This is a genomic window from Allobosea sp., from assembly GCF_035999205.1.
Taxonomy (GTDB): Bacteria; Pseudomonadota; Alphaproteobacteria; order Rhizobiales; family Beijerinckiaceae; genus Allobosea.
The window spans coordinates 52,358-69,933 of the sequence record NZ_DASYHA010000011.1 but is presented as its reverse complement, the minus strand read 5'-3'; the positions used below and the strand labels follow the sequence as shown (position 1 = coordinate 69,933).

The 17,576-nt window shown below is 65.0% G+C and carries 13 protein-coding genes and 1 tRNA gene; 5 read left to right on the top strand and 9 right to left on the bottom strand.

Annotated features, from left to right (window positions below):
- Positions 1–165 precede the first annotated feature (165 nt).
- The 4 genes from VGN82_RS02690 to VGN82_RS02675 form a co-directional block, all read right to left on the bottom strand.
- Positions 166–1,047, bottom strand: a complete 882-nt coding sequence (locus tag VGN82_RS02690; RefSeq protein ID WP_414644183.1) for an ABC transporter permease — start codon at positions 1,045–1,047, stop codon at positions 166–168.
- Positions 1,048–1,050: 3 nt separating this feature from the next.
- On the bottom strand, positions 1,051–1,992 hold the full coding sequence (locus tag VGN82_RS02685; protein ID WP_327525440.1) for an ABC transporter permease: 942 nt from the start codon (positions 1,990–1,992) through the stop codon (positions 1,051–1,053).
- Positions 1,993–2,126: 134 nt separating this feature from the next.
- Positions 2,127–3,647, bottom strand: coding sequence for an ABC transporter substrate-binding protein (locus tag VGN82_RS02680; protein WP_327525442.1), 1,521 nt, complete (start codon positions 3,645–3,647; stop codon positions 2,127–2,129).
- A 40-nt stretch (positions 3,648–3,687) separates the two neighbouring features.
- Positions 3,688–5,520, bottom strand: coding sequence for a gamma-glutamyltransferase family protein (locus VGN82_RS02675; protein ID WP_327525439.1), 1,833 nt, complete (start codon positions 5,518–5,520; stop codon positions 3,688–3,690).
- Between the two features lie 244 nt (positions 5,521–5,764).
- Between VGN82_RS02675 and VGN82_RS02670 the strand changes: the two genes are divergently transcribed.
- From VGN82_RS02670 to VGN82_RS02650, 4 genes are all read left to right on the top strand, one after another.
- Positions 5,765–6,457 carry a GntR family transcriptional regulator gene (locus tag VGN82_RS02670; RefSeq protein WP_327525441.1) on the top strand — a complete coding sequence of 231 codons (693 nt, stop codon included), beginning with the start codon at positions 5,765–5,767 and terminating at the stop codon, positions 6,455–6,457.
- A 14-nt stretch (positions 6,458–6,471) separates the two neighbouring features.
- Positions 6,472–6,891 carry a YybH family protein gene (locus VGN82_RS02665; protein ID WP_327525438.1) on the top strand — a complete coding sequence of 140 codons (420 nt, stop codon included), beginning with the start codon at positions 6,472–6,474 and terminating at the stop codon, positions 6,889–6,891.
- A 572-nt stretch (positions 6,892–7,463) separates the two neighbouring features.
- Positions 7,464–7,721, top strand: coding sequence for a hypothetical protein (locus VGN82_RS02655; protein WP_327525437.1), 258 nt, complete (start codon positions 7,464–7,466; stop codon positions 7,719–7,721).
- A 235-nt stretch (positions 7,722–7,956) separates the two neighbouring features.
- Positions 7,957–8,688: an outer membrane protein gene (locus VGN82_RS02650; RefSeq protein ID WP_327525436.1), complete on the top strand. Its 732-nt coding sequence runs from the start codon at positions 7,957–7,959 to the stop codon at positions 8,686–8,688.
- Between the two features lie 2,040 nt (positions 8,689–10,728).
- Here VGN82_RS02650 and VGN82_RS02645 read toward each other — a convergent pair.
- From VGN82_RS02645 to VGN82_RS02630, 4 genes are all read right to left on the bottom strand, one after another.
- Positions 10,729–10,805, bottom strand: a tRNA-Arg gene (locus tag VGN82_RS02645).
- A gap of 209 nt (positions 10,806–11,014) precedes the next feature.
- On the bottom strand, positions 11,015–12,256 hold the full coding sequence (locus tag VGN82_RS02640; protein ID WP_327525435.1) for an MFS transporter: 1,242 nt from the start codon (positions 12,254–12,256) through the stop codon (positions 11,015–11,017).
- A complete protein-coding gene (locus VGN82_RS02635) occupies positions 12,253–12,627 on the bottom strand; it encodes a hypothetical protein (protein WP_327525434.1) in 375 nt (124 codons plus the stop codon). The genes VGN82_RS02640 and VGN82_RS02635 overlap by 4 nt, the downstream gene beginning before the upstream one ends.
- A 5-nt stretch (positions 12,628–12,632) precedes the next feature.
- A complete protein-coding gene (locus tag VGN82_RS02630; RefSeq protein WP_327525433.1) occupies positions 12,633–14,870 on the bottom strand; it encodes a TonB-dependent receptor in 2,238 nt (745 codons plus the stop codon).
- A 284-nt stretch (positions 14,871–15,154) separates the two neighbouring features.
- Between VGN82_RS02630 and VGN82_RS02625 the strand changes: the two genes are divergently transcribed.
- Complete coding sequence (locus VGN82_RS02625) at positions 15,155–16,174, top strand: helix-turn-helix transcriptional regulator (protein WP_327525432.1); 1,020 nt, start codon at positions 15,155–15,157, stop codon at positions 16,172–16,174.
- Here the strand turns inward: VGN82_RS02625 and VGN82_RS02620 are convergent.
- Positions 16,171–17,427, bottom strand: a complete 1,257-nt coding sequence (locus VGN82_RS02620; RefSeq protein WP_327525431.1) for an amidohydrolase family protein — start codon at positions 17,425–17,427, stop codon at positions 16,171–16,173. The genes VGN82_RS02625 and VGN82_RS02620 overlap by 4 nt on opposite strands.
- Between the last annotated feature and the right edge of the window lie 149 nt (positions 17,428–17,576).

Sequence of the window (17,576 nt, the reverse complement as noted above, 5' to 3'; positions counted from 1 at the left end):
GACGCTGAAGGGCGTCCAGCTCGCCAGCCTCAGCCAGGACGACTTCCGCTTCGTCTGAGCCGGACACCCCGACATCCACGCCAAATCAAGAGGGCGCCCGAAAGGGCGCCCTTTCTTGCCTCCAGGATCCCCCGCGGATGGAGCTCGAACGCCTGACCTTGCCGATCAGCGCGAGCGGGGGTCGAGGGCGTCGCGAAGGCCGTCGCCGAGCAGGTTGAACGACAGCACCGTGGCGAAGATGGCAATGCCGGGCCAGAGCGCCATCCAGGGCGCATTGCTCAGGAAGCGCTGGGCCGAGTTCAGCATCGCCCCCCAGGAGGGCGCCGGCGGCTGGAGGCCGAGGCCGAGAAAGGACATGCTCGCTTCAGCGATGATCGCCCCTGCGATCGTCAGCGTCGCCTGGACCATGAGCTGCGGCAGGATGTTCGGCAGGATGTGACGCACCGCGACGCGCCATTGCGGATTTCCGATCGCCCTTGCCGCCTCGACATAGTCCTCCACCTTGATCGCCAGCACCTGGCCGCGCGTCAGGCGGATGAAGATCGGCGTGGCCGTGATCCCGATCGCGAGCATCGCATTTGTCAGGCTGGGCCCGAGGAAGGCCGCCAGAGCGATCGCCAGGATGAGGAAGGGGCACGCCAGCATCGCGTCGGTGAAGCGGCTGATCAGGCTGTCGACGAGCCCGCCGAGAAAGCCCGCGGCGAGCCCGAGCGGCACGCCGATCGCCATGGCGATGCCGACCGAGGTGAGGCCCGCCATCAGCGAGGCCCTGGCACCCCAGATGATGCGCGAAAGCACGTCGCGACCGGCTTCGTCCGTCCCGAGCCAGTGCGCTGCGGAGGGCGCCTTGCGCACCGCAGTCCAGCTTTGCGCCGCAGGGTCGTAGGGGGCCAGAAGCGGCGCCAGGACGGCGACGCAGACCATGAACAGCACGACGGCGAGACCGACCAATGCGCTCTTGCGCTTCGACAAGCGCCGCCAGAGGCGGCCGCGGAAGAAGTTCGTGACGGGATTGGCCGAGGGCCTGGTTTCCGAGATCGTCAGCACAGGTCAGCTTCTCAGTCTTGGGTTGACGAGGATGTATCCAATGTCGGCCAGGAGGTTGAGGATGATGTAGAACAGCGAGGTCACGAGCACGACGCCCTGCACCACGGGATAGTCGCGGGTGAAGACGGCATCGACGATTAGCTTGCCGAAACCCGGGATCGTGAAGATCTGCTCGGTCAGCACCGCGCCGGACAGCAGGGCGCCGAATTCCAGGGCTCCGAGCGTGATGATCGGCGTCAGCGCGTTGCGCATCGCATGCTTGAACACGACGATCCACTCGCTCAGGCCCTTGGCGCGCGCGGTGCGAACGTAATCGCTTTCGAGCGCCTGGAGCATCGCGCCGCGCGTGTGGCGCATGATCACGCCGGCGATCCCGGTGCCGAGCACGAAGGCGGGCATGATCGTGGTGGCGAGGTTCATCTGCAGATCCTCCCAGGGGCTGACGAAGCCGGACGCCGGAAGCCAGCCCAGATAGACCGAGAAGAACAGGATGAGCAGGATGCCGAGCCAGAAGTTCGGCACCGAAATCCCGGCGAGCGCCGCGATGTTGGTGGCATAGTCGACGCCGCTGTTCGGGCGCAGGGCCGAGATGACGCCGGCGACGATGCCGACCGCGAGCGCAATCGAAATGCCCATGACCGCCAGTTGCAGCGTGACCGGCAGCTTGAGCAGGATCAGGTCGAGGACGGGCCGGTTGTGGCGCATGGATTCGCCAAGGTCGCCCGTCGCCACGCCCTTCAGCCAATAGAGATATTGCACGATCAGGGGCTGATCGAGGTGATACTGGGCCCGGATGGCGGCCAGCGTCGCCTCGTCCGGATTTTCGCCGGCGAGCACCAGCGCCGGATCGCCGGGCAAGAGGTGCTGCAGCGAAAAGATGATCATCGACAGAAGGATGACCGTCGGGACGAGTTGCGCGAGCCGGCGGGCGAGAAGTGAGGTCATGGTTCAGCCGCTTGTCATGCCCAGGACCGGCTGAGCGGCCATGGCTTCGAGAGCCCGGTCATGGTGGTCATGGGCGCGAGCGCCCATGACTTGAACGGATCGTGGTGTGATCTTCATCGCAACCTGGTGCCGGCTTAGTTCTTCCGGCTGACATTGGTCAGGCGGATGATGCCGTCCGGCGCCGGCTTGAAGCCGGTGAGTCCGGAGCTGTGCGCGAAGATCCACTGCGAGTGGTAGAGATAGACGATCGGCAGATCCTTGAGCAGGATCGCCACGGCCTTGGCGTACTCGGCCTTGCGCGCTTCGACATCGCCGAGCGAGCGGGCCTTGGCGAGAACCGCGTCGAGCGCCTCGTTGCAGTACTTGGCATCGTTGGTCGCGGCGCCGCAGGTGAGCATCGGAGTGATGTTCAGGTCGGGATCGACGCGACCGCTCCAGCCGACGAGGTGGGACTGGAACTTGCCCTGGCGGGCGATGTCGAGCAGCGTCATCAGCTCGGTCGGCTTGATCGAAACCTTGATGCCGATCTCCTGCACCATGGCCTGGATGAGCTGGGCGACCTGCTGGCGTTCGGCATCGGTCGGGACGAGCAATTCCAGATCGACCGACTTCACGCCGGCCTCCGCCATCTTCTTCTTGGCGGCCACGAGATCGCGGGCCGGCACCGGGAAGCTCTTGTCGTAGAACGGGCTGGACGGCGGGAACGGCTGATTGCCGGTGCTGGCCTGGCCGTCGAAGACGACGTTGCTGATGGCCTGGCGGTCGATGGCGAGGCTGAAGGCTTCGCGGATCGCCGCCTTCTTGCCGGCGTCAAGGTTGGCGCCGTCGCCACCGATGCTGAAGGTGATGCCGTAATAGCCGAGGCCAACGACGGGATCGACGGCCAGCGCCTTGTCGCGCTTGACGGCGTCCACATCGGTCGCCGCGAGGCGCTCGATCAGGTCGAGCTGGCGGGAGCGCAGGTTGAGCAGGCGGACGTTCGAATCCGGCATGCCGCGGTAGATGAGACGGTCGAAATGGTACTTCGCCGCATCGTAGTACTGCGGGAATTTCTCGAGGACGATGCGATCCTGGACGACGCGCTCCAGAAACTTGTACGGGCCGGAACAAACCGGCGCATCGGTGAACTTGTCGCCCAGCTTCTCGCCGGCCGCCGGGCTGATGATCATGCCGGCGCGATCGCTGAGCGCAGCGAGCAGCGGAACTGAAGGCTCCTTGAGGCTGATCTTGACGGTCGTCGGATCGACGGCTTCGACCGACTTGATCGCGCTGATCTCGGCCTTGCGCCGCGAGATGCCCGCGGTGAGCGCGCGGTCCAGATTGAACTTGATGGCAGCGGCGTCCACCTTGCTGCCATCGTGGAAGAGGGCGTCATTGCGCAGCTTCAGGGTCAGCGCGGTGCTGTCGGCGCTCCATTCCCAGCTGGCCGCCAGCATCGGAATGATCTTGCCGCTGCTGTCGATGTCGACGATCTTGTCGCACAGCGACTGAAGCACGTGGCGGCCGACGAAACTCCAGTTGGAAACCGGGTCCAGCGTGTCCGGATCGTCCTGTAGACCGATCTTGAGGACGGATTGGGCCGCGGCGGGAGCCGTCGTCGCGGCCAGGCCACCCAGCATCAGGCTGGCTGCGAGTGCAAGGCAGGTTGTTCTCATCAAGGTTCCCCTCCGGTTTTGGAATGCGTGTTGCGTCTGGTCAGCGGGCGACGGCGTAACCCTGGACGCCACGTGGATTGGCACCGGCCTTCACCAGCTGCACGTCGCCGTCCATCTCGCGCGCGACCGCCGACAGGCGCCCTTCGGACCATGCGTCGCCAATGGTGATCTTGTGACCTCTCGCCGCCAGATCGGCGCGGACCGCCTCGGGGAAGCGGTCCTCGAGCGTGATCGCGCCGAAGCTGATCTCCCGCGGCCAGAAGGAACTCGTCAGATGGTCCGTATGGAAGGACGGGGCGTCGATCGCTTCTTGCAGGTTCATTCCCTTGTGGAGATGCCGCAGCAGCATGATCAGCTGCCATTGATCCTGCTGGTCGCCGCCAGGCGTGCCGAAGGCCATGTAGGGCTGGCCGTCCCGGAAGACCGTGGACGGCGTCAGCGTCGTGCGCGGGCGCTTCGACGGCATGAGACTGGAGTTCAAGCCTTCTTCGAGCCAGAACATCTGGGCGCGGGTCGTCAGGCTGAAGCCGAGGCCGGGGATGACGGGGCTCGACTGGAACCAGCCGCCGGACGGCGTTGCTGATACCATATTGCCCCAGCGGTCGACGGCACTCACCTGCACGGTGTCGCCGCGCTGCGCGCCCTCGCTGGTCAGTGCGGGTTCGCCCTGGCGGTCATTGGGCAGCCTGGCTTCGCGGGCGACCGTCGGTTCGCCGCCGCCGAGGCCCGGCTGCGGGATGGTGCCGACCGTGCGCAGCGGCGGCAGATTGGGATTGCGGCCTTCCGGCGCGCCGGGGAGCACCTCCATGGAGGCCGTGCTGGTCATCAGGGCCCGCCGGATGTCGGCATAGCCCGACGACAGCAGCGCCTTCATCGGCACATCGGAGGTGTCGCCATACCAGGAATCGCGGTCGGCCATCGCGAGCTTGGCCGTCTCGACGACGAGATGCACGAAATCGGCGCTGGTCGGATCGAGATCGGCGATATCGGTGCCCTTCAGGATCTGCAGCATCTGCAGGAGAACCGGTCCCTGGGACCACGGCCCGCATTTGAAGACCTCGCAGTCGCCATAGGTCACTGAGACCGGCTTTTCGATCAGCGGCTCATAGTCGGCCATGTCCTGGGCGGTGATCAGGCCCCTGTGGCGGCGGCCCGAGACGTCCCAGACCTCCTCCGTGGCGCAGAATTCCTCGATTCGCTCGGCGATCGGGCCGCGATACCAGAAGTCGAGCGCCGCATTGATGCGCGCCTCGCGGCTCCTGCCGGATTTCGCGTGGTCGAGGATCTGCTGGTAGAGCGCGGCGATCTGCGGGTTGCGGAACAGCTTGCCGGTCTGGGGAGCGACCCCACCCGGCAGATAGAGTTCGGCGGAGCTCGGCCAGTGGGTTTCGAAGAGCTGGCGCATCTCCCCGATCGTCCTGGCGATGCGCGGCACCAGCGGATGGCCGGTCCTGGCGTAGTATATCGCGGGTGCCAGCACGTCTTCCAACTCGGCCGTGCCGTAGTCGCGCAGCAGCGTCAGCCAGGCGCCGAAGGCGCCGGGAATGCAGGCGGCGAGGAGGCCGGTGCCGGGAATGATATCGAGGCCGAGGCCCTTGAAGTAGGCGATGGTCGCCTTCGCAGGGGACGGCCCCTGGCCGCAGATGACCGTCGGTGCATCGGCGCCGGCCGGGGTGACGATGATCGGCACTTCGCCGGCGGGGCCATTGAGATGGGGCTCGACGATCTGCAGCACGAAACCGGTGGCGACGGCGGCGTCAAAGGCCGTGAAGCCCTTTTCCAGCATGGACATGCCGACGGTCGAAGCAAGCCAGTGGGTCGAGGAAACGGCTCCGAATGTGCCCCTGAGCTCCGGTCGCGTCGTGAATGTCATGGCAGTTCCTCTGTTCCAGCCGTGCGTGGCCGCTTTGGCCGAAGGGGCGACAAGGCCGGAGATCCGCGGGGGATTATAGACAAGCCTCGCGGGATGTTGTGCTGCATCGCATGCGGGGCGGCATGTCTTGTATATCAGTTGCCCAAATTGCAACAGGTTTGTGTACGCCTCGCAAATGGCCGAAGCAGCGGATAAGGGGAGGGCGGCCGTGCGAGGAGCGAACGTGGCGAGAGAGGGACAGGTGATGCCGGACACGTTGGCCGCCGCCAGGAAAAGTCGTGGTGACAGCATCGCCGAGCATCTGGAAGAGGCTGTCATCAACGGTACGATTCCGGCCGGTGCGCGGCTCGATGAAGCGTCGATCGCCTTGCAGTTCGGCGTGTCGCGCACGCCGGTCCGGGAGGCGCTGCATATCCTGTGCGGGCGTGGACTGGCCGAGCGCGAGCCCTACAAGGGCGTCGTCGTGACGCCGATCTCCCCCGAGCGCATCGACGAAATGTTCGAGGCCATGGCCGAGCTCGAAGCGACCTGCGGTCGGCTCGCCTCACATCGGATGACGATGAGGGAGCGGGCCGAACTTGAAGGCTTGCACCGTCGGATGAATGCGCTCGCCGACGAAGGCGATCTCGATGGCTACCACGAGCTCAACACGCAGTTTCATAGCCTGCTCTTCCAGGGCAGCCACAACAGCGACCTGATCGCCGCCGCCCAGACCCTGCGGCTGAAGCTCGCATCCTTCCGCAGATTCCAGCTCAAGGACAGGGGGCGCGTCGGGCGATCCTGCCTCGAGCATCAGCAGATCGTCGATGCGATCCTGGATCAAGACGCCAAGGCGGCGGAAAACGCGCTCCGCCGCCACCTCGTTTCGGCCGCGCAGGAAGTCTTGGTCAGGCGGCAGAGACAGGACGACGAGGCCGTGGCCAAGAATTCGCTTTGAAAGGTAGTTTCGACATGTCCGACACGATCGAGAAAGACGCGATCCGCGCGGTGATCTCCGCCATGCAGGCGGCCTGGAACCGCGGCGATTTCCGCGGCTACATGGCCGGATTCGCCAATCCCGATGTGATCTTCGTTTCCCGCGGTCGCATCCAGAAGGACTGGCAGGGGACACTCGAACACTACATTGCCGATTATGGCGGCGCCCTCGGTTCGCAGGGCGAACTCGCCTTCTCGAACATCCGGATCGAGATGCTGGCGCCGGACGCCGCACAGCTGATCAGCGACTACCGGCTGGTGCGCGCTGCCGGCAACCAGACCGGCGTCAACACCCGCCTGATGCGCAAGCGCGACAACAGGTGGGTCATCGCTCTCAATCACGTTTCGCAGATCGAGCAGGGCGGTGCCGAGGGCAAAGCCCTGGCCCAAGAATGACTACATGAGCCAGAGTGCTTGTCGCAGGGGGCCTCGCTGTATTGAGACACGCTGGGCGCCCTGAACCGCGAATCCGCTCCTCCCGCGCAGCCGCTGAACCCGATCAGTCCCGAAGCTCGCCAGCGACCTCAGCAATGCCAAGGCCCATCTGTCTCATCTCCTTCTGCGTCATCCGTGACGCCATGGTCGCGAGAACGATGTTGGTGATTTCTCGCGTCGTGCTCGGTCGGAGCGAGCGGACCGTCATGCTGGAACCGCGCGATCACGGGTCAGACTTGCCGCGAAGCGATGCGCCAGGCTGACGCTGAATTGCACGGCGGAGGTCGCTGCTCCATCGCCATCGTCGGCGGGCACCAGCCCGACCAGGACGCTCTTGAACTCCTGCGCCCAACAGCTTCGCTCCAAGGGAGTTCGACACAAGCCGGACCGGCAACGTATTGTCCCTGGGGACAGGTTCTTGCGACGCGCATTCGGCTAAAATCAAACACCGAAAGACCCGCACTTGCCGGGCAGATGGATCACGCATTCGAACGATCGGCATCGCTCATGCGGTTTGCCGCGTCGGGCGGAGAGTGCAGGCCATGATCAGTTGGATGCTTGCCGGAGCGGCTGCGGTATCCGCGCTGGTCGTTATCTCGAGCGGCCAGAACGTGGCTTTCGCCTGCAATCGCACCGCGGGCTGCACCACGGATGTCCAACTCGAAGACTACCAGATGAAGCGCGACGGCCGGATGGACGAAGCGCTCCGGGCCGGCCGCGACAACGCCGAGGCCTTCCGCAAGCTGCAAGCAGCGGAAGAAAGGGCTCGAAGAGCCAACGCCAGACGGTGAGTGGCTTTTGCGCCTGAACTCGTCAGGCGCTGATCGAGACCTCAGTCGTCGTCGATGCGGCCTTTGAGTTGTCAGCGCCATCGCCTGTTCGAATTTGGAATGTTTCCAACGTAGTGAAAATGTCGCCTGGCACGGATTTCGGCTCGGCTCTTCGGCGAAATGGTCGCTATTCACTTCCTGATAATGGTTTCATGTGCAACCAATAGCGTCCTGCTTGTGCATGGGGGAGGATCACATGCGTCTACGCCTTGTATCCACTGCAATAGCGGCCTGCCTTGCAACCTCGGCCTTTGCGGCTGATCTGCCGAGCCGTGCGCCACCGGTCGCACCGATCATCTACGCTCCGGCGTTCACCTGGGCCGGATTATATGTCGGCCTCAATGCCGGCGTCGGATGGGGTGACTCAGGAGGCGTCATCGTCACCGGCCCGACGGCTGCGTCGTCCGGCTCATTGGGCGGCGGCAACGGCGACGGTCGGTTCGTCGGCGGTGCCCAGATCGGTTATAACTGGCAGTCTGGCGCGATCGTCTACGGCCTCGAGACTGACATCCAGTACGTCGACACGGGTGGCGATGTCGCCTGGGGCCCTTATACCTGGTGGGGAGGCCGTGGCGGTGGTGATGGCGCCTATTTCGGCACCGTTCGCGCTCGCCTAGGTTACGCCTTCGACCGGACCTTGATCTACATCACAGGCGGTCTCGCCTATGGTGGGCTCAACACCAATCCGATCACGGGAAACTCCACGAGCAACGCCGGCTGGACCATCGGGGGCGGCGTCGAATACGCGTTCACCAACAACTGGACCTTCAAGGTCGAAGGGCTCTACGTCGATACCGGCGAGGGGCGAAAAACGGAGACCTTCGTGAATCCGGCGGGCGGCGTTCTTCCGGCTGGCGTTTATACGGCGACAACCAGCGGCGGCGGCGGTGCCGGATTGCTTCGGGTCGGCGTGAACTACAAGTTTTGAAACGGGTACAATGGAACGCCTGCCGCCGGACGCTTCTTGCGGCGAGTTGGTTCGTGCGTCCGGAGCACTGAATTACATCTCGATCAAAATTTGATCGACTTATACAGCCAGAAACTCAATCGAGGTCCGCGATGAAGATTGCATCCGTTGCTGTTCTGTTTGCCGCCCTAATGGCGATCGGTGGCTGCACCACCGTTGGAAAGGGCAAAGGTAAGGCTCCTCCGCCGGCCGCAGCGCCGATCGTGACAAAGGGCTAACCCAACTCGTCCGATGCGTTCCATTATCGGCAATTGCCATTCGGCTGGGCGAAACGTTGCGCTCAATGCAGCATGGCGACCCGGCTCGCCAGCAATCTCGGGCATCCCCTCGACGTTCAACGCAATTTGCCTGCTAGCTATTCGCGGCGCCGAGACGGATCACCGCGCAACCTGGCAAGCACGATTGCAACGAGATCCAGCGCTTCGAATGCAGATCTCTTCCAACGTCGCTCGCCAACTGAAAAGCCTGTCAGGTACCCGGCCAGGAATCCAATAACGATCAGACTGGCGACCATGACGCGAGCCCTCACGAGATGCCGTTGGGCATAGACAAGGCCAGTCAACCGGCAACCGATCGCCTATGCAGCGACGCCTCACCAAACCACGAACGCGTAAAGTCAAACTTTCCGCGACCTTAGAAAGTCCGGCCTATTCGCCCAGTTGCGATACGGGCACTGTACGCCGGCAGAATGAGCGGTCCGCCCGTTGGATTGGCTCTAGAGAACGCCCGCCCTGGCGCCACAAATTCGAGAGCGAGCGCAATTGGGCAAAGTCCTGCCCGCGCCTGATCGACCTTCCACGCGCCGTCTTGAGGCCCATAAACAACGCGCAGGAACGATGCTGATCGCTCCTCGCCTTGGTCTGCGATCGCCGGCGAGGTCTTCAAATGCATGGGTCTGGATGGTCGCACTGGCCGGTACGTTCGGCGCACCGATCGACGGACCAACCGCACGGAAAGACGCATTGACCGCCGGACCCGTGCGATCGCCAAGCCGCAACATCTCAAACCTCATCCCCGCTTCCACCTGGGGGTTGGTGGTCATCTTGGTCTTTGCGGGATGATTTCCGGTCAAAGTGTGCCTTCAAAGCCTTTCGGCGAAATGGTTGCTCCTGTTGAGGCCAGAGAGATTAGCGGGAGAAATCTCAACTCCGCCAAGGCTTGCGGATTCCAGACTGCTCAGCGCGGACCGGCTGTTCGCCGGCGATCTTCCGGTCGGCTTCTCCGCGGGAGAACCGCCGAACGGGATGCCAGTAACCCGTCAATTGGTTTCAGTGGCATCAAAATCAATGCGACGCATACCGGTCCGCAAGCTGCCCGATCACTGCCTTGTCGTGAGGACGTAGCCTCTCCGGGCCAAGCACCCGACATAAACATCCGTCATGAGTTGGGTGGCGTAGATGACCGGTGCTGTAAGCTGCGCCTTGCTAAACTCTCCCCTGCATACCGCCATATCCTGCCGCGCTTGCTGAGCGAGCGCTGGACTGCTGGCGATGCTCCTGCCGTCAGCGCGGTACATGACCAGCGTGTTGCTTGAGGCGCACGCAGCGAGAGGGGCGATAGCGGCGATGGCAAGTCCGAGACGGAACATAGGAAGGCCCTCCCTGATGCTCGTGGATCGCGCGAGAGAAAGCGGGGTATCATAGCACTCGATGGACCGCTGGGCACGGGATTGCATGCGGCAAACGAGTGCCTCGGGCGATGCTCGGCCCCAACGACTGCAGCGAGCTTCATCGTGCGGAGATCACGGACAGCCGGAGATGGGTCCGCAGTGTCGATTTGAACCTCGAGGGCTCTGGACCATGCAGAAGCAGAAGCCTTCGTGGGAAAGCTCTTGGACACAGGAAGCAAGCCTTCGCGCCTGACCTGTGCTTGCCAACTGGAACCCCTCTTGCGGATCGTAGCCAGAAGAATCCTGTGACAGCCGTGACAGCCAAGGCTCCCGATGGTCTCCGAGGAGTTCTTCCAAAGCTGAAGCCCGAGTCATCTCAAGGGCTTCTAGAATGGCGCGCCCGACACGATTCGAACGTGTGACCTTTGCCTTCGGAGGGCAACGCTCTATCCAGCTGAGCTACGGGCGCTAACCGTGCAGGCTGGATAGCTGATTGCCGCTGCTTCGGCAATGCGGGATTTTGCGATGGGCCTCATGTCATTGTCCTGTGCGTTCCCGGCTTTGGAGCTCGCCTTCATCGGGTAACAGCTCCCGTCGCCACCGGGGGGCGGCCGAGAGCGAGCGCAAGGGGGGCGAGGCCTCGGCAGCGCGTTCGGTCCGCGAGGCCGCTGCTCGCCGCTAGGGTCGCTTGAACGAGGCGATCATGCTGATCGTGGCGATGACGGCCACGGCCGAGATCGCGGTCGCGATCGAGAACAGCCAGCCATAGCCGAGCGCATCGGCGAGTTTGCCGGCGATCATCGAGCCCCCGAGATAGACCAGTAATTGTGCGCAGGCGAGGATGGTGAAGTCCGTCCCCGGCTGTTCCGAGGTCGTCACGGCCATGAACAGCGAATAGAGCGCGACGATCTCCATGTAGCGGATCAGGGTCTGGAAGCCGGCGGCGCCGAACAGCGGCCAGGCACCGGTGACGACGCCGAGAGCATGGCCGGCGAAGAGCAGGAAGCACAGCGTCCGCAGGCCGCCCAGCAGCGCCAGGACGAAGGCGACGCCGCGCGTCTTGACCATCCACGCGGCCAGGATCGAGCCGCCGAGCCCGGCCGTGGTCGCGGAGATGCCGGAGAGATAGCCGATCTGTGTCAGCGGCACGCCGGCATCGACGAGATAGGCGCCCTCCATCGCCTTCACGAGGCCCTCGCTCGCCCGGTAGATCAGAGCGATCCACAGGATCTGCCGGGCCTCGGGGCGGCGCAGGAAGGCACGGATCGAGGGGCGTGCGGCACTGGCATCGGGAACCGGGTCGCTCTCGCGCATCATCGCGGCGGCGATCAGCGGCAGCAGCGAGACGGCGGCGATCACGACCAGCATGCCGGTCCAGCCGATATGATGGTAGAGCACGAGCCCAAGCGTGCCGCCGATCACGACGCCGAAGGCGATCGAGCCGCCCTGAATGGCGTTGCCGATCGGGCGGTCGGCCTCGGGCAGGTACTTCGCCGCATAGCCGTCGGTCGCGATATCCTGCGTCGAGATCAGCAGCGACGCGATGAAGCCGATGGCGATGATCCAGCCGACCTGGGTCGGCCCCGCAGCGATCAGCGCCAGGATCGACGCCGTTACGCCGATCTGGGTCAGGAACACCCAGCCGGCCCGATGCGCCCGCGCGAAGGGGCGGATCCGGTCGATCCAGGGCGCCCAGATGAACTTGATCACCAGCGGCAGCAGCAAGATGCTCATATAGCCGATGGCGGTGCGCGAGACGCCGACCTCGCGCATGATCGGGGGCAGGGCGGCGACGAAGAGATAGGACGGGATCGCCTGCGCCAGATAGAGCCCGCCCAGCACGGCAAAGAGGCGGTTCCGCCCGATGCGGGCCGTGCCCGTGTCGGAACCGGCAGCAGCCGTGCCCAAGGTCGTGCTCATGATGCCGCCCGCAGATGGTGGAGCAGGAAGGCGCGGCCCACCGCTTCCTCGCGAGCCGCGATGATCGGGAAGGGCCAGAGCTTGCGGAAGACCTCCGCCGTCTTTTCGCTCGCATCAGGCCGCACGATGGCGCAGGCGCGGCACAGCCGCCCGACATGGGCCCGCGTCGCCTTGAACCAGAGCGCCTGCTCGCGCTCGCCGGCGGTGGAGAGCGCCCGGCCTCCGCCGAACACGGTCATCAGCGCGAAGGGCGCCTCCTGCTGGCCGACCTCGATCAGCGCGTTGAGATAGGCGCGCTCGTCGGCTTCGAGATAGGGCGGCAGGAAGCGTAGCGTGACGATGCCGTCGCCGCCGATGTCGAGGCTGACCATGGCGTTCAGAAGGTCTTCTTGAAGCCGACGGTGACCGTACGGCCCCAGGCATAGTTGGCGAGGTTTCTCACCGAGGTCGCCGTCGGGTTCTGGTAGTTGCGGTCGAACAGGTTGTTGACAGAGACATAGGCTTCGCCGGCGAGGACCGGCGCCGTCAGCGCCAGGTTCATCGTGGCGCCGCCCTTGAGCTTGTAGCGGGTGCCGCGCTGGTCGATCGCGACGTCACGATCGGAGAAACCTTCGCCCTCGACCCGCAGGCTGACGCCGTTCACGAAGCGATAGGTGCCGTGCAGAGTACCGCGCCAGGGCGAACCGATCCGGTTGTTCGGCAAGTTGGAGTCGAGGTTCCCGTCGCCATCGGTGTCGTAGCGCCCTTCACGATAGGACAGCATCGTGCCCATGCTGAACTGCTCGGTGAAGGCGTAGTCGCCGATGAATTCGGCACCCCAGATCCGCTCCTTCTGCTGCGACAGCGTGTTGGTGACGGGGTCAAAGGTGACGCCGTCCTCCGAGGTGCTGACATAGGCCGAGAGCGAGCCCTTGAAGTTGCCGACGCTGCCGCGCACGCCGAGTTCGTAGTTGTTGACGATCTGCGCCTCGGGCGCGATCGATGCATAGCTGATCGTGCGGCGGTTCGCCGGCAGGCAGTTCGGCGTGGCGACCGGGCAGGCGAAGGCGGTGGAGATGCCGGCGCGGCGGGTGAACGCCCCGACATCGGGCAGGGCGAAGCCCTGCGAGAAGCCGCCGAAGATCTCGCTCGTCTCGGAGAGCTTCACGGTCGCACCGATGTTCGCGGTCAGCGCCGAATAGTCGAAATTGCCGCCGGTGACGTTGAGCGCGGGCAGCACGAAGCTCTGGAAGCCCTGCGCATTGTTGGCCGCGACGGCGGCATAGGCCGCCGGGCGGACATAGTCGGAGACCGACAGCGAGAAGTGCTCGTAGCGCAGGCCGCCGCGCAGCACGAAGTGCTCGCCGATCGGGATCTGGAGCTGGCCGAAGCCTGCCGCGGTCGTCTGCTCCAGCGGCGTGAACACGTCCTGCCCACTGGTCAGCGTCTGCCAGGTCTTCTCCTTGATGAGGTCGCCGCCCCAGGTCAGCTTCGCACCGGGCAGCAGCCGGTCGAGCGCGGTGTCGATGGTGACGTTGACGCCGCCGCGCTGCGAATAGAGCGTCGTCTGGTTGTCCGGGCTCGTCGGCGAGAGCGGGTTGAAGGAGTAGTAGACCTGGCTGTTGTAGGGGTAGGAGAAAGTCGAGAAATTGAAACGCTTCTTGATGTCGTTGTAGTAGCCGAGCACGTTCAGCTTGCCGAGGGCGAAGTCGGAATCGGTATAGCGCAGGGAGACTGACTTGGTGTCCTCCAGCACGCTCTGGCCCGTATAGAGGGCCGTCCGGTCCGGCCGCGCGAAGGGCGCGGCGTAGTTCGTCAGGTATTTCGGATCCTGGTCGAAGGCGATCAGCGTGCCGTTGAGTTCGATGCGCTTGCTCGCATCGAAGTCGTATCCCAGTTTGGCGAGAAGATTGCCCGCCTTGTAGCGATCGCCTCCGCCCTGGCCGAGCAGCCCGTCCGAGGGCAGTTCGCGCCCGGCGCCATCATAGGTGCGCCCGGCGCCGCGCAGCTGCCCGGAGATCAGGTAGTCGATTCCGTTGGGCACCTTCCCTGAAACGGTCAGCGAGGCCTCTGGCGCCAGTGAGCGGCCGATGTTCTGGGTGAAGGAGCGCAGCGCCGTGTTGAGCGTGACGATCGGCTTGCCGTCGGACGCCTTCTTGGTGATGAAGTTCACGGTGCCGCCGGTGGCGCCGGCGCCGTAGAGGCTCGAGGCGCCCGCCACGACCTCGATGCGCTCGACCGTGTTGAGATCGATCAACGCCAGGATGCGCGACACGTCGCGCAGCGGCGTGTTCATCGGCACGCCGTCGATCATCACCAGCAGGTCGCGGCCGCGATAGTTCTCCGAGGCGCTCGACACCGTCTGGGTCGGCGCCGAATAGCCCGGGACAAGCTTGCCGAGCGCGGCGGCGGCGTTCGGGCTGAACTGCAGTTGCTGCTCGATCTGCCCGCGGTCGATCACCTGAACCGATTGCGGCGTCTCCGCCAGGCTGCGCTCCGCACGGGCCGCGGTCACGGTGATCGTGTCGAGCTCGATCGTTGCGGACGGATTGGCCTGTGGCGAAACCTGCGCGACGGCGACGGAGGAGGCGAGCAGGGCGAGGAAGCTGGTGGCAAGCGCGATCGGTCTGAACATGAGGCACCCGTCGAAGGCTGTTGCTTCATCGGCGCCGGGCGGGTGGAGGTTCGGTCCGCGCCGGTCGCGATGATTTACTTTGGAAGATTGGAGTGTTTCTTCTTTAGAATGATAATAATCTGAAGCGATTTCATCGAGCGTTACGATTTCGCGGCGTCGATTCATCGCTTGTTCGATTGTAATATCGATCGCGTTGGGATTTGATCTTGGACTTGCGCGAACGAGTCATGGGACTGGGGCGAACGGACCTGTCAAAAGCGATGGATGTGGCAGCGGCGACACGCATGGGCGCCGGTGAGGCGGTGGAGCCTGAGGCGAGGGGCGGCGGGCCGGGCGAAAGCGAGTCCTTCTCTCCGTTCTGGCTTGTCTCGGATCTCGTCGCGCGGGACGAGGCCAATGCGCTGTCGCACAAGGTCCTCGGTCGTTCCGTTGCCCGTGAGGCAGTGGCCTCCGGCGGAGGCCTGCCTTTCGCTGCGCGCTGCGCGCTGACGACGCGGCCGGATATCGGCCTGATGTCTTGCTTCAGCCCGGCCGCGCAGTGGTCCTGGCCGCATGGGGCGTGCGCCGATGGGCCACGTCACATCCTGGTCCGTCCGGCCGAGGGGCGCGTGCTGATCGAGCAGGGCGGCCGCCGAACGAGCCTGAGGGCACGGGAAGCCGCCGTGCTCGCGCTCGAGGCCGAGACCCGCTTCTCGCTCGTCCAGATTGGCCGGATAGATCTCATCCGGCTCGATGTTGCGCGGCTGCCGCTGCTCGCGGAGCCGCCGGCCGGGGCCCTGATGCGAGCGGTGGCGCGCGGCAATCGCGGCCTGCAGGTGCTGGGCCATTACGGCGCATTGCTGCTGCGCGGGCTCCTGCCCCTGCACTCGGCCGCGCTGCAGGATCTCGCCATCGGCCATATCCATGATCTGGTCGGAGCCATGTTGGCAGATCGCAGCGCGCCGGTGCAGGTCGCCGCGGCCGACCGCCGAGCGGGCCGGCTCATGGCGATCAAGGCCGATATCGAGGCGCGTCTGGAACGGCGCGACCTCGGCATCGACATGCTGTCCAGCCTTCACGGTCTGAGCGCACGCGCCATTCAGAAGCTGTTCGAGACGGAATCGCGGACCTTCTCCGACTACGTGCTGGAGCGCCGGCTCGAGCGCGCCTGGCATCGGCTCGTCACGGTGGAGGGGCAGGGCCCGACGATCAGCGCGATCGCCTTCGAGGTCGGCTTCGGCGATCTGTCCTATTTCAATCGCAGCTTCCGCAAGCGTTTCGGCCGGTCGCCCTCTCAGGTCAGGTCGGCGCAGCAGGCCGGTTAGCCGGCCTGCTGCGCCGCAGGCGGCATGTTCAGCTGTGCTCGAGGCCTCTCGAAGCTCAGGCGTCCGCGCTTGAAGCCCAGGACCGGCTCGGCGATCTCCGCCAGCGCGTCGCCGGGCGTCGCGGCATCCAGGATCACCAGGTCGGCGGGATGGCCGATGGCGATGCCGTAGTCGTCGAGCCGCATCAGGCGAGCGGGCAGGGCCGTGACCAGATCGAGGCAGTGCGCGAATGCTTCCGGCCCGCACTGCGCGACATTGGCGTAGAGATTGGCCATGCGCAGCAGTGAGGCGTCTCCGAAGGGCGTGAACGGGTTGAGGATGTTGTTGGTCGCGACCGAGCAGACGACGCCCTGGTCGGCCAACAGATGCGCCGGCGTCAGGCCGCGCGGTCTCGCATGCGTGAGATCTCGCCCCATCAGATAGAGATCCGTCGCGGGCAGCACCGTCAGTGCGATGCCGGTATCGGCGAGGCGTCGCCCGATTGCCGCCAGCGCGTCCGGCGGCACCATCGACAGCTTGGTGACATGACCGATCGCGACACGCCCGCCCCAGCCATGGCGCTGAGTCTGCCGGCAGACCTCGTCGAGATGCATCCAGCCTGGATCGAGATCGAAATCGAGATGGAAGTCGAGATCGACGTCGAATCGCCGGGCGAGGTCGAAGAGCCGGTCGATCTGCGCCGCGGGATCGCTGTCGGTATAGGGGCAGCCGCCGAGAAGATCGGCGCCGTCCTGCAGGGCCGCGACCAGGAGTTCCTCCGTGCCGGGGTCGTTGGTCAGTCCCTCCTGCGGGAAGACGCAGATCGAAAGGTCCAGGCCCCAGGCATAGTCGGCCTTCAGTGACTTGATCGCGGCAAAACTGCGCAGTCCCGCGCGCGGATCGACCTCGACATGAGTGCGCATGCGGGTCGTGCCCTTGGCGATCGCCTTCTCGAGCACGCGGGCACCGCGCTCATGGACGTCGGCTTCGGTGAAGTCGCGCTTCATCGCGGCAACGGCTGCGATAGCGCCACCGAGGCCGCCATGGCTATGGCCGCAACGGCCGAGCAGGCAGGCCTTGTCGAGATGGACATGGCTGTCGACGAAGCCGGGGATCGCGAGGCGCCCGCCGAGATCGACCTCGGGAACGTCGGCTGTGAGGCCGGGAGCGATGGCGAGGATTCGCCCCGCGCCGACGCCGATATCCATCGGCCGGTCATGGCCGGCAATCGCGGCGCGGCGGAAGACGAGATCGAGAGCGGTGGCGGGCGGCATGGGTCTGCTTGCAGGATAGCATTCAATTGATGGCTAAACATGCATGCAGTTTGTGTGCCGCGCGGCCGGCACTTGTGGCAGCCAGATCTTGCGGAGCGTTCCCGCTCCAGGCACCGGACGCACGCGCGGATGCCGGGAGCGTCGCCTGA